This is a genomic window from Mucilaginibacter sp. SMC90, assembly GCF_022811725.1.
Lineage (GTDB): Bacteria > Bacteroidota > Bacteroidia > Sphingobacteriales > Sphingobacteriaceae > Mucilaginibacter.
The window spans coordinates 5,184,321-5,197,734 of the sequence record NZ_CP094527.1; the positions used below are offsets into that span (position 1 = coordinate 5,184,321).

At 43.2% G+C, this 13,414-nt stretch carries 10 protein-coding genes; 2 read left to right on the forward strand and 8 right to left on the reverse strand.

Annotation, left to right across the window (positions count from 1 at the left end):
• Positions 1–2 precede the first annotated feature (2 nt).
• Both MTO98_RS21745 and MTO98_RS21750 read right to left on the reverse strand, forming a co-directional pair.
• Positions 3–1,187 (reverse strand): hypothetical protein, encoded by a 1,185-nt coding sequence (locus MTO98_RS21745; RefSeq protein ID WP_243481081.1) that lies wholly within the window; start codon positions 1,185–1,187, stop codon positions 3–5.
• 40 nt (positions 1,188–1,227) lie between these two features.
• Positions 1,228–1,812 carry a DUF4255 domain-containing protein gene (locus MTO98_RS21750; RefSeq protein ID WP_243481082.1) on the reverse strand — a complete coding sequence of 195 codons (585 nt, stop codon included), beginning with the start codon at positions 1,810–1,812 and terminating at the stop codon, positions 1,228–1,230.
• A 419-nt stretch (positions 1,813–2,231) separates the two neighbouring features.
• Between MTO98_RS21750 and MTO98_RS21755 the strand changes: the two genes are divergently transcribed.
• Complete coding sequence (locus tag MTO98_RS21755) at positions 2,232–2,828, forward strand: FMN-dependent NADH-azoreductase (RefSeq protein WP_243481083.1); 597 nt, start codon at positions 2,232–2,234, stop codon at positions 2,826–2,828.
• A 46-nt stretch (positions 2,829–2,874) separates the two neighbouring features.
• On the opposite strand, the gene MTO98_RS21760 is transcribed toward MTO98_RS21755, so the two are convergent.
• Positions 2,875–3,981: a metallophosphoesterase gene (locus MTO98_RS21760; RefSeq protein ID WP_243481084.1), complete on the reverse strand. Its 1,107-nt coding sequence runs from the start codon at positions 3,979–3,981 to the stop codon at positions 2,875–2,877.
• Positions 3,982–4,143: 162 nt separating this feature from the next.
• Here MTO98_RS21760 and MTO98_RS21765 point away from each other — a divergent pair, with 162 nt between their 5' ends.
• The gene (locus MTO98_RS21765) at positions 4,144–4,665 is read left to right on the forward strand and encodes a protease (protein WP_243481085.1); all 522 of its coding nucleotides are present in this window, start codon (positions 4,144–4,146) and stop codon (positions 4,663–4,665) included.
• 657 nt (positions 4,666–5,322) lie between these two features.
• On the opposite strand, the gene MTO98_RS21770 is transcribed toward MTO98_RS21765, so the two are convergent.
• From MTO98_RS21770 to MTO98_RS21790, 5 genes are all read right to left on the reverse strand, one after another.
• Positions 5,323–6,258, reverse strand: a complete 936-nt coding sequence (locus tag MTO98_RS21770; protein WP_243481086.1) for a sugar phosphate isomerase/epimerase — start codon at positions 6,256–6,258, stop codon at positions 5,323–5,325.
• Positions 6,259–6,261: 3 nt separating this feature from the next.
• The gene (locus MTO98_RS21775) at positions 6,262–7,119 is read right to left on the reverse strand and encodes a sugar phosphate isomerase/epimerase (RefSeq protein ID WP_243481087.1); all 858 of its coding nucleotides are present in this window, start codon (positions 7,117–7,119) and stop codon (positions 6,262–6,264) included.
• An 87-nt stretch (positions 7,120–7,206) separates the two neighbouring features.
• Positions 7,207–10,647, reverse strand: coding sequence for a ThuA domain-containing protein (locus MTO98_RS21780; RefSeq protein WP_243481088.1), 3,441 nt, complete (start codon positions 10,645–10,647; stop codon positions 7,207–7,209).
• Positions 10,648–11,068: 421 nt separating this feature from the next.
• Positions 11,069–11,413 carry a hypothetical protein gene (locus MTO98_RS21785; RefSeq protein ID WP_243481089.1) on the reverse strand — a complete coding sequence of 115 codons (345 nt, stop codon included), beginning with the start codon at positions 11,411–11,413 and terminating at the stop codon, positions 11,069–11,071.
• A gap of 31 nt (positions 11,414–11,444) precedes the next feature.
• Positions 11,445–13,406 (reverse strand): OmpA family protein, encoded by a 1,962-nt coding sequence (locus MTO98_RS21790; RefSeq protein WP_243481090.1) that lies wholly within the window; start codon positions 13,404–13,406, stop codon positions 11,445–11,447.
• Between the last annotated feature and the right edge of the window lie 8 nt (positions 13,407–13,414).

A 13,414-nucleotide genomic window follows, 5' to 3' on the forward strand; every position in this document is an offset into this window, starting at 1 on the left:
TCCTAAAAAAATATATCTGAAAAAATCTGGTTGGTTTCTGGTTTTATAAGCGACGCCGTTGCGTTTGGCAGATCGACAGTAGTTGGATTATTATTTTTGTCCTTTACCTTCACAGTTATAAATCCCTGTTTTGTAAGAGGCAGGGCACTATCGCTTACTGATGCAGCTCCAAAAGTTTTACCTATATATCGCCAGTAAGTTGCCCGGTTTTTAAACCGCAGGCTAAACACCGGCGCTTTCAGTGTTGTATCTGCCTGTAAAAGATTATATACCGCATTACTTGTTTTTACACAGATATCAATAAAAGCCCAGGCTGATGCATCTGTACTGTAATAAAACGGAAAATCATCAGTGTAACCGGTATCGGCCAGGTGGGCAGTGTATAAACCTTCGGGCAAACTACCCATATCTGCCTTTACAATATTTAACGGGCCCGTTTCTAAACTGGTGATCAGGTTTATCACGTTGCCCTGCCTGTCTTTTATCGTAAGTGCCGGGGTTTTACCCGCCACAGTCACCTGGTAGGTAAACACGCGCCCGCATTGGCGGATCAGATCGGCACTGCCGGCATAACTTAGCGGTTTACCGCCTACAAGTGCGTCAGTGATCCAGTTACCGGCGGGTGTTGCAGCAGCAGCCGGATCAAGGTTATTTTTTTGCTGAGCGATGAACAACTTAGTTGGTGCGGCCTGGTTATCAACCAGCATATCTCCCGGGTAATAGTCAGTTGCTGCTTTATACACATTAGGCGTAGCCGTTAAAAAAGGAGCCACTCGCGGTGATAACGATGGATCATTGGTGAAAAAATACACCATTCCATCAGGCGCTTTCAATGGCAACGAACTATAATTGGCAAAAAGCCCATCATTAATGGCTACACTGAAACTAAATACCGTGTTATCTGCCGGTACAATTTGTGGTTGCTCTTTAGTGCCGTTTAACGTGTATGGAATACCGGTAATGATGCCGGTTTCCGTTTGCTTACAAACCACATGCAAGCCTGCAAATTTTGCCCGGGTGGCCCTGGTAGGTACTACACTCATGAAACTGCCTATATCGTAACGCTCCAGCATAGCCAGGCGCGCATCGGCACTAAGCGTGTCAAATATCGTGGCACCGTCATCAAGATGATAATGATGACTGATGGCAATCTCAAATAGCGTTTCGTAGTTCAGGTCAAGTACCATCGGGTTTATAATTTATTGGTTAAATCGCCCGCACTAATCTTTAACTCAGTTTATCTGTCAGTTCTATCTTTTTAATAATGCCACGTGTTTCGGTAACATTATCACGTAATATTTCAACCAGTCTTACGCGGTATAGTACATAAGGAAATTGTTTACCGCCCAGCGTACTCCACAGGTAATTTGCCTGCTCAAATGTTGGCGAGTAGATATCAAGTATGAGGCGAAAATCGCCAAGGCCAACTTTTGTGGTCGGACTATTTTGAGTTGTAAAGGTGTTCTTCCCCTGAAAAAACTCGACAATGTGTGACAGGAAGATCAACGATTTTTCATACGAAGAATAAAGACAGGCCGAAAACAAAACATACAGGTTAAGATACATAGGTGCGTTGCGATAATTGATATCATCACCATTACGCACATAATTGGGCATATTTTTCATTGTGAACTCTTCGGATAAGTTTACCAGTGTTACCAGGATATTTTCCAGCCCTTTGATCTCATCATCGCTCAGATGAGCCACATTTTTAAGTTGGGTAAAAGTTGAACTGAGCCCGCTGTTTCCATCGGTTGTTTTGAGATAGTTGTTCAACTGCTCAGTTAAAAAACTTAAAGTCTGGTAAATCATGATAATTAGATGTTTATAGGTTTGTTGCAGTTTGGCTGCTGATGTTATACCAAAGTTGGGCATCAGGGTTTAGTAACATGCAAGTGCACGCACGGTAATTACAGCGTATTTCTACGTAATTGACACACGTATAAATACGTGGTAATGAATAGGTTAAAAAGACATAAAACCTTTAAATTCTGCAAAAAAAAGCTTTTACCACCTGGCTCCGCGGAGTTAAAAAGATCGTGCCATGCATTTTGCACAGTTTAGGTGCCGTCGGGTTAAAGGCTAAATCAAATAAAACATATCTATTTGATGTTCAAACAAATATCTCAAAATCAAGATACTACTATCCTAAAGGATACCGGTATCCTTTAGGATAGTAGTATCTTTTTGATAGTTAGGTGCGATAGCTTTGCATTACAAAATATAGAGCAATGAAAATATTACATCTAATCAGCAGCCCGCAGGGCGAAGCATCATTCAGCGTAAAATTAGGCAATGCCATTGTTAATGAATTACAATCGGCACACCCGGATAATACTTTAACCACCCACGATCTAACAGCTACTCCGTTCCCGCATTTGGAAGAAGCGCATCTTACCTCTTTTTACACTCCCGAAGAAAAGAGGACACCGGAGCTTGTTGAAGCTGTTAAACACTCGGACCAGGCTATTGCCGAATTGATGGGCGCTGATGCCATAGTTATAGATACGCCAATGTATAACTTTAGCATCCCATCAACTTTAAAAACATGGATAGATCATATTGCCCGTGCAGGCAAAACTTTCAGCTACGGCGAAAAAGGCCCGGAAGGCTTGGTAAAAAACAAAAAAGTATATCTGGCCATTTCTTCGGGAGGCGTTTACTCTGAAGGTTTTATGAAAGCCTATGACTTTACTGAGCCTTATTTAAGGACAGTTTTAGGTTTCATGGGTATGACAGATATCAAAACCTTCAGGGTTGAAGGTGTTAAAATGCCCGGATTACAGGAAACAGCTTTAGATAAAGCGATACAGGCTATCGAACTTTAACAAAACAAGCAAGGGAGGTTTAACCTCCCTTTCTTGTTTTTTTAACTTAAATCTTTACAGTAAAGGTATCTGTTAATACCGATACATCTTTATCTGCTGTGGTATAATACTCACCGGTAAGGATAAGCCCTTTGTTATTTCGCTCAATAGCGATCTTCAAGAAGCCATGTTTGGTATCGCAGCTATTTTCAAGGCTCACACCGTCAAACCGCGGCTCTTCCGCCGTAAAGCCTTCATTATCCATTAAAGCAACAGGATGCAATTCATCAAAGCCTCCTGTGCCTGCAACTATATAAGGCATTACAGTTAAATCATCATATTGCTTACTGAAACGCTGATAATTATGTACGTGACCGCTAAAAACAATATCGGGCCTGATACCGATTTCATCAAAAACCCCTTCCAGGAAATCGATCATCGGCAAACTGGCCCCATGATTAATATCTGCCGAATATGGCGCGTGATGCATGCAAAGAATAATAGCTTTATCAGGACGTTGCACATCTGCAGATCTTAGTTCTTCCATAAACCAATCGCGCTGCTCCCGGGTGACAACACCATATTTGGGAACGTTGGTGTGCAAGCCAATAATTGTAGCAAGTGGCGTATCCATTGTCCAGTAAATATTGGGCTGCGGCATGCTTTTGCGGTCTATTTTACGGCTCAGCATTACAGGGCGCGAAACGGTATCACAAAATACGGTTGTAAACGCATCAAGGCTTTGATATGGCATCGCAGCTGCAGGGTTTACATCACTATCATGGTTTCCTGCTATTGCGAAGATTGGTCCGGGGTACAGACTGTAGGGTTCAAAAAACTGATCATAATAGTTTTGGGCCTCACCATAGCTGTAAACAACATCACCTAAGTGGTACAAAAACTTAGGCTTATCGGCACCCGAAAAAGTTTTGTATTGTGCGGCCATCAAACCTGCTATTCGCTTTTGCGACCCGGGGTTACGGATACTGCCGGTATCCCCCACCATATGGAAAACCATTTTATCATCGGTAATATCCGGCACCACATCATGTACCGATAAATGATAGGGATATGTACCTGATGGTTCGGGCAGCGGCTGAAATTTATAGCTATCATCCGGCTGATGTTTCTTGATAACCGGCGTGGTGTGTTTTAATGAAGAAATTAAAGCCATCTGCTCCATATACCGGCAAAATTACGCAAACTAATATTAAGACAGGGTTAAATTGGCACATGACTACCGTAAAACGGCTTTAAATCAGGTCATTAACTTTAAAAACAAAGTTTAATAACCTGATGACAAGTTGATAGCAAATGAAGTGCTTAAATTTGCCGCATGAAAAACTACAAAATAATCTTATCTGCAACTTTGCTAACCTTATCGGCCTGCAGCGTTAACAAAGTAAAAAACAACACTACCGCTTCTGATTCTGCTAAAAATCAAACCTCTGCCCCTGCCACAAGTGAAAGCCTGTTTGCTAAAATGCAAATCAAGCCCGCCATTACGGTCGGAGATTCAGTTATACTGAAATTTACAGTTTATAACGACGCCGACACTGCCCGTCAGTTTTGCAAATGGCATACCCCGTTTGAGCCCCTTATGAGCAAATACCTTGACGTTAAAGATGCAAGCGGCCAGGAAATGCAATACAAAGGCGCTATGGCCAAAAGAATTATGCCGCCACCTGCCAGCAGCTATATCAAGGTTAACCCTAAAGATAGCTTATCGACTACTGTTGACTTGTTGAAGGCTTACGATATTACCAAGCCATCAAAATATACGATCATTTACGTGGGCCAAAATATGAGTGGCCTAACTGTGAAGGATAGTGTTGAGTTTGTTTACGGGGGAAAGTAAAAGAGGTACCCATTTTGGGTACTCGTTGGCTCAAACCTATTATAGATAACTCACCCTCTTTAATTTGAAAAAAGAATAAAGACGATTTTTAAATTCCCCTCTTGAGAGTTATCGCCCATAAAAAGACAATAGAGGAGTTTAAGGCGTGGGGGCTGAGCGATTCCCTCCCTTGGGAGCAGGGCTGTTGCATTCTAATATATAGTCGCAAGTTCAAGCGTCTTTCGCTTGAATTATTGCTCAGGTAAGCGTCCACGCTTACCTTTTTGATGTTGTTACGCGAGCGTGGACGCTCAAAAAAAGCCAACACTCGAGCGTGGACGCTCGACCGTGCGATTTTTAAAGCACATTGAATTAGAATGCAACAGCCCTGCCCTTGGGAGGGTGTAGGGAGAGGTTTCAGCGAGATGCCTTGTCGTCACAAAGGCGTATAAACCCCTCCCTGCCAGCGCGCAATCCTAACGCACCCCTCCCAAGGGAGGGAATTGTCAATTCATGGGCTTTTACTCTCTTGAGAGTGGGCGCGGCGGAAAAGAGGGATAGCAAGGGGTGTGTTTCTGCATCTGCAGTAGGCTATTAAAGCAGCCCCCCCTCCGCCCCTCTTGAGAGTGGCGGAGGGGAATCGCACAATCCTGCATTTTTTTTATCCTGCTTTACTATTTAAGCGGTCACCGCCTTCATTTTTGCCAATGCAGTTTTGGCTACCGTCAAAGCATCCTGCGCATAATAACTTTTATTAAAAACCTCGAACGAGATCACCAACGGACGTTCGGGGTTTTTAACTATTTGCAGGATCTGCTTTAGTGGTGCAATACCGTCGCCACAGTATATCCTGTCGGGTTCTGAAATTTGCTCCGGACTGATACCCGCCGGATAATCATTCACATGAAAAATATCCAGCGTATGATGGCCGACGCAGTTTAAACTTTCTACACTCGACTGGCCTTTAAAAACATGAAATACATCCAACAAAATACGGGCATTAGCGTTACCGCATTGTGTAGCCACGTAAAGCACCTGGCTTATATGCTTTAAGTTTTGTGAGCCTCCCCACATTTCCAATTGAGGCATAACACCCGTTTGTTCGCCCATTTTCAGGATAGAGAGGTAGCGTTCGGTGATAACATCCAGATCAAGCACCGGCCCCTTGGTCATACCTGCCGGAGGGGCGGCAATACGATGACAGCCTATCTTAGCCAGCATTTCCATTTCCTGCTGCAATTGTTCCAAACCCTTTTTACGGGCTGTTTCATCATCAACCAGCCAGGGGGCAAAACCAATAGCATCTTCAATTTTAAGCCCTAGCCCGTCAATGATCTTTTTAGCTTCCATCAATGAGCCGCCGCCTTGCAGATAAGTTTGCAGCGTATCTATCCATATTTCAACAGAAGTAAAACCAGCTTTGGCGGCTACTTCAAGTTCCTTAACAAAACCAAGGTTGTGCCCGCGGATGGTACTCATATTTAATGAGTAAACAAAGCCATTGTTTATTTTGGGTGCTATAGTAACTGCAGCTGAGCCTGTTTCACTCAACACAGCTGCACCTGCCGTTAAACCTATTGCTTTTAACACTTGTCTGCGGTTTAAATTGCTCATATATTATTCTTTTAAACCTTTCAGATAAGCAATGGTAACCGGCAATTGTTCGATGTATGACGAGCTTTCATCTTCAATAAAATAATGTTTGATCCCGGCTTTTTTTGCAGCTTTCAAAACTTCAGGGATATTGATTTGGCCGGTTCCCAAAGCAACGTCATTTTTGGTATCGGTACCACCTGTCAGATCATTAGCTACCCCTTTGCGTATATCTTTCAGGTGCATCAGCTTCATACGCGTTGGATATTTATTAATAAGGGCTGCTGGGTCCTGCCCGCCGTGGAACGACCATAGGATATCTATCTCAAACGAAACATATTTCGGGTTGGTGTTTTGAGCGATATAATCAAACAGGGTACCGTCATTATAAGGGCCAAATTCATAACCGTGATTGTGGTAGCAAAAAGTTAAACCGGCTTCGCTCAAAATTTTGCCCACACGGTTAAAATCGGTAACAGCTTTTTTAGCGTCATCCAAAGTAAACTCTTTACCATGAGGGATCCAGGCAACCATCACATATTTAGCGCCCAATATTTTTGCCTGCTTGATCACACTGCCGGGATCATTCACAATGGCATCATAACCTGCCCCGGTTGATGGGATAGAGACACCACGGTCGTCACACATTTTCCTGAACTCTTCGGGCGGCATTCCTTTGGGGCCCTCGCCTTCTATTTCGGTAATGCCTAATGATTTTATGGTATCCAATACCGATGCTGTGGCTTTAGGCATACTACTGCGAAACGTATAAGCCTGTACACCAATAGGGCCGGCAAAAAGCGGCTTGTCTTGTGCTGATACTTTGTTTTGTCCCAAAGCCATAGCGGCTAACAGGGTTATAAGAGTGATTGATTTTTTCATGGTTAAAATTAAATGGCTTATTCTTATAAAATGTTTATAAAAAGCCGTCACTGCAAGGTGCGAAGCAATGACGCTACATAAATAAAGCTACTCAACAAATTGAATATCCTTCAGGTTTAAAATACCATCACTCGGTTTAGAATGTTTTATGGCGAAGAAATATACATCATGCTTTCCGCTTATGGGCTTATTTAATTGCCCGGTAACTTCACCTGTTTTATCCCATGAGCCTGTTGTTTGATACCCTACTGAGCTGATCACCGGCCCGGCCTGCGAATCGATCCTTACCTCAATCTCGCCATCATAATCTTTCGAAGCATATTTATAAGCAAACTTGCTGATATTGGTAAGGTCTATATTCCTGAACAGTACAAATGATTTATGATTACCTGCCGAAAGATCGTTTTTAAAACGGTTAAAACCTTTCAACTCATCGGCATATACAGCCTTAACAGCAGCATTCCGCAAAACCACCATATCTGTAGCCTTCAGCGGGCCAACAACTTTACCACCCTTATCAGTATAAGATGCCAGCAATGTATATTCGCCCCGCGGTTCGGCATCATTAAATTTCAAGTTGAGTGTACCGGTTAAAGGCAGCGGCAATACAGGGCTCTTTTTATCGGTAAGCGAAAAAATGTATTTCACAATTTCCCTGGTATCAGCACTTGAGAGTTGCGGGTGTGCGCTCATTACATGCTCTGTACCCCAGCTACCTGCGCCTCCTGCAATTATTTTTTTAGACAACTGATCGATAGCGCCTTTTTGTGTTTTATATCGCCTGGCAATAGCCATAAAGCTTGGCCCTACCGCGGTTTTATTAATAGTATGGCACGATTTACAGTCACTACCAGCTATCAAACCTTTACCCGGATAACTTACTTCTGTAGTAGATAAAGCAGTCAGGTTTTGCGTTGTGCTATTGGCCGACGGTTGTGGATTATATAAGTAAAATAGCTTCACCTTTTTAGGGTCGATCTTACCATCTTCCTTATCGCTAACTACCACATGATAACGGAATGGTTTACCTTTCCAGATGAATGATTTATTATCGGCGCTGGCTATAGTAACTTCCGGTTTGGTATTCCCAACTCTTACAATTACCGTATCACGACCGGATAAGCCGCCTTTATCAGTAACTTTTAAAATGGTTTTATAAACACCGGGCTTAGTAAACGTATAATTTGCCGTAGGTGTGGCGGCACCAACGGTTTTGCCATCAAACAACCATTGGTAGGTGATCTTATCATCGTCATCCAGATCTTTACTATTTTGGCTGCTAAAGCTCACTTTAAGCGGGGCCTGACCTGCTATTTCCTTCTTAGCCGGAAACTCCTTCACTTCAGATGTCAGGAACTTCATCCTGTTGAACTTGTTGAAAGCTGCTGTATCCGAAATACTTGCTTTAGCAACAGGTGCGCGGTTACCTGTATTGTATTCAATTTTCACCAGACGGGCATCTTCATTTTGTGCACCATAAACCGAACCATATTCAAGCATATATAAAGCACCATCCGGACCAAACTGCATATCAATTGGTCTCCTGAAATCACCGTTGGCAGGCATAAAGGCCTCGTTGCGCAAATAATTCTCGTTCCGATCAAACCGCAGATCAATTACCCAGTTGCGCATCCAGTCGGCAACAAACAACGCGCCGTCATAATATTCAGGAAACTTATTAGGATTTTTGATATTCTTATCAAACTCATAAAAATCGCCGCCAATGGCACAACGCCCGCCCATTCCCAATTCAGGAAACTCATCCGAAGCGGCATAAGGATACCAGATCATGGCCGGGGTGGCTGGCGGTAACACATTTAAGCCGGTGTTATTGGGCGAATTATTTACCGGAGCCTTAGGATCAAAGTTTGGCCCCGGTTTAGCGTTCACAAAATCCCAATGCGAGTAAGCAAAATTATTGCCAACAAAATATGGCCAGCCAAAGTTACCAGCTTTACGAGCCTGGTTAAACTCATCATACCCACGCGGACCACGAGGTGAGTCATTACCTGCATCCGGCCCGATCTCGCCCCAATATAAAACGGATGTTTTAGGATTTACAGCGATACGGTAAGGGTTACGGCAACCCATTACATAAATTTCGGGTTTGGTTTTGGCTGTGCCTTTCGGAAACAGGTTTCCTTCAGGGATAGTATAGGTACCATCCGCTTCGGGATGGATCCGTAAGATCTTACCCTTAAAATCATTTGTATTCCCGGCGCTGCGTTGTGCATCAAGACTGTAATGCTCCGTGCCCGGCCGTTCATCCAGCGGTGCATAACCGTCGGAGGGAAACGGGCTTGAGCTGTCGCCGGTTGACAGGTACAGGTTTTTATCCTTATCCCAGGCCAGCGAACCACCGTGATGTGCACCGCTGACTTTTTGCACGGGAACTTTAAGCAGGATCTTTTCTGATTTCAGGTCAAGTACATCTGCCGGGCTCAATTTGAAGCGGGATAACTGGAAATTAAGCGGCTCAATGGTTTGCCCGGCCGGCATATAATAAATGTAAACAAACTGGTTCCTTTCAAATTCAGGATCGAGCGTGAGGCCGATTACTCCCGTACCACCTTCATAAGTGATCGGAAACTTATGGATCACTTTAAACTTGTTGGTTTTGGTGTTGTATACAGAAAAGTTTCCCATCAGCTGAGTAAAAAACACCCGGCCATCTTTGGCAGCGGCCAGTTCCATTGGCGAGGCAATATTGCTCACCAAAACAGTTTTGATAAACCGGGTTTGATCTGGCGCTACCTTTGAGTATGATTTGTTATAATCAAGCGGCTTGCCATTGCCCATAGCGTATTTTATACCGCCAAGCAATTGCCCTAAAAACAAAGGATCGCTGTAGCTCTCGTCGGTATGGCCGCAGCCTGTATAAAAAGCCCGGCCGCCATCAAACTCGTGGTACCAGGTTATAGGGTGATTTGCTCCATTGGTACCACCATCATAAGTATTTTCATCAAGGCTTGCCAGCACATGGATACCGTTATAAATAGATTTGTAGTTATACCATTCGTCGGTACGTTCCCACCTTGTTGGCAGGTTAGCTGTAGCCGGCTGACTTTTATCTGTTACATCGATGGTAGCTTTACGGATATTGGAATTATTGGGGTGGCTTGAAAAATAGGCTCCAACCAATTTGCCGTACCATGGCCAGTCGTACTCGGTATCGGCAGCAGAGTGAACACCCATAAAACCTCCACCAGCTTGTATATAGCGCTCAAAAGCAGCCTGTTCAACCGCATTAAGCACATTACCTGTGGTGCAGTTAAATACTACTGCCTGGTATTTCTTAAGGTTATCGTCATTAAAATTAGCCGAATTGGTGGTAGTATCCACATCGAAACCATTTTCATTACCTAATTTTTGAATGGCCGCTATTCCGAAGGGGATGCAGGAGTGGTGCCAGCCCAAGGTTTTTGAAAATACAAGCACACGAGGCTTATCAAACGGTTTTTTAAAGGAATAAAGCAGGAAGGTTAATCCTGTCAAAAAAACGTAGGTGAGTTTTGTTTTTAATGACATGTTTGAGATTATTATTGGTTTACGTTTAATGAACAGCCATAAAAGCAGCATTACTAAGCCCTGCTAAAAGGATTTACGTACAAAGCAAAAAATACAAATGCAGTATCGCTAAAAAAGCTGTTCAAATAATTGGCTTACACAATAATAACTATTTAAACCACTCACAGTGTATTAATTACACTTTTATTTTAAGCAGCAATGAATTTGTAATTGAATTGTTACGGGTGGGAAATTTAATTGTAGAGACGCATAATTGCGTCTCCCGCTTGTAAAACGACTCTGTATAGTTCAGAGACGCAATTATCCGTCTCTACATTAAAAAATAATCAAAAAACAACGAACCCCACAGACATCCATCCGCGGGGCTCGTACTAACCATTACAACCCAGGGCACATCAACCTAAAACATGCCCCATTATCTTCAAATACCTGGTGCTACATCTTCATAATACTCGGGTATTATCGCTTTCTGGATCAGGGTACCCTTGTGCTTTTCGAGTAATTTTTTCCACCAGAACTGGTATTTACGCGGGTACACAACCCTATCTTTATAATCGCGTTTACACAAGCCCTCGTACGAAAGTATTTTATTCATAACCTGGCGCGAATGGTCAACCACCATGTGCGATTTGGGCGTATAGCCCATAAGCCTGTTGATCTCGCGATTGGCCTTGCCAAGCAGTATCAGCTCAAAAATGTGAATGTGAAAGGTTGAAAAGCCTTTTGTTCTTAAAAACGGTCGGTGAAATGTTGCTGATTCTTTCATAAGAAAATCCCTTAGGTTAATAAATCCATGATTACTCTGTTTTTACTACTGTAAATTCTGTGCGTCGGTTAAGTTGCCTTCCGGCAGGATTGTCCTTGCCATTAGGTAATGAATTTGGTGCAACAGGCATGCTTTTTCCATACCCTTTTGCGTAAATGCGCTCACTGGTTATTCCCTGGCTTATTATATAATCCACACATGATTGCGCCCTGGCCTGCGACAGCTTGATGTTGTATTTTACGCTGCCTATCGAATCTGTATGTGCCCCAAGCCTTACAATTATCTTAGGGTTATCCTTCATAATGGTAACCAGGCTATTAAGTACCGTTTTAGATTCGGGCCTTAATGTCGCCTTATTGAAATCATACAAAATATTATTGATCACTATAGGTTTATCCTTTTCAAAGGCTTGCAAACAGATCTCGGCGTTGTAAAGCGTATCATTACTCATTTGCCCGCTTACAGGAATTGGCAGCACTTTAGTGAAGTAGCCTGTTTTTTCGAGCTTTAAATTGTACGGCCGCTTTGAGGTTACTGCGAAAGCATATTTGGCGTCGGCCCCGGTGGTTAACTCTTTCAGGGTTTTCTTTGTAAGCGAATCAATAAAACTAACCTTAACACCGGCTAATGGCTTATGAGTTTCACAGTCGGTAACTATGCCTGCCAAAACAAAGCTTTTGTTATGCACCTCAAACAGGTTTAAACAGCAGTCCGACTCCCTGTCCGAGCTGATATACCATTTGTTAGCATCTTTATTATCGGGAACAAAATAAAGGTCATCTTTTGCCGAGTTCATAGGGTACCCCATGTTTACCGGAGCAACCCAATTACCAACATCACCTTTACTTTCAAAAAAATCAAAACCTCCTAAGCCGATAAATCCTTTTGAACTGTATATCAACCTCTTTTCACCGGCATTATAATATGGGGCCTGCTCATCACGATCTGTATTAATGCTGCTGCCCAGGTTCACGGCGTTTGTAGCCTCGCCGTCATCACCAAGGTCACTCACCCAAATATCATCTCCGCCAAAACCGCCGGGTTTGTTTGATACAAAAAACATTCGCTTTCCGTCGGCAGTGATAAACGGCTGTATCGAGTTGTAGCCGTCAGCATTAACGTTATTACCCAGCTTATGCAATGGCAACCAGGTGCTATCCTGCTTTTGGGCAAAATAAATACTATGGTAAACTTTGCTGCCTTCTTTATACCAACGGGTAAGGTACATTCGTTTACCATTCGGTGTTAATGAAGGCGTTCCGTATTCAGTTTCCTTTTTGGCATCGTTATCTTTTAAGGTAACAACCTGTGGTTTTAACCCATTGGCGGCATTGGCTGTGTAAATACGGTTGATATGCTTTTTATCATCCTTTGCAAAGCGCGACGAGGTGAACATAAAGTTGTCGCCCACTTGCAGCAACGCATAGTCCGAGCCATCTGAATTCCAGTCACCTTTTAGTTTTACGGCTTCAAGCAGCTGCGGATATTTGTATTGTTCTTTAGCGAAATTACAGTTGGCTATTTCCTTATTAGCTATGGCCTTGTACTCGTCGGCTTTGTCATAACCCGCATTAAACTGCTGCAACTCGGTAATGGCATCATCAAAGCGCTGGATGGCGCGGAGACACACCCCGTGCCAAAGCCTTGCCAGCGGATAGGTTGCCGCATCGGGGGCATCAACAGTCTTTTTATACCAGCCTTCGGCCTCAATATAATTTTCATATAGCCTGTATGATTCGGCCAGCCTGTAGCTTACATACGTGGCATCAGATGGCTTATCCTTTTTAGGTGCCTTGTTCATGGTTTGAAACGGCACCTCTTTATTTTGCAGCAGGTTCATACCTTCTGCAACCTTACGGTAATAAAAGGCAGCTTCGTAATAGTCCTTATCCCCAAATGCCCTATCGCCCAGGTTACGAAAATCCTTACCGTACTGGCCAAAACATGTTAAGGTTATGGCCGATAAGAAAATAGTTATAATTATAGCTCTCATAGTTAAGC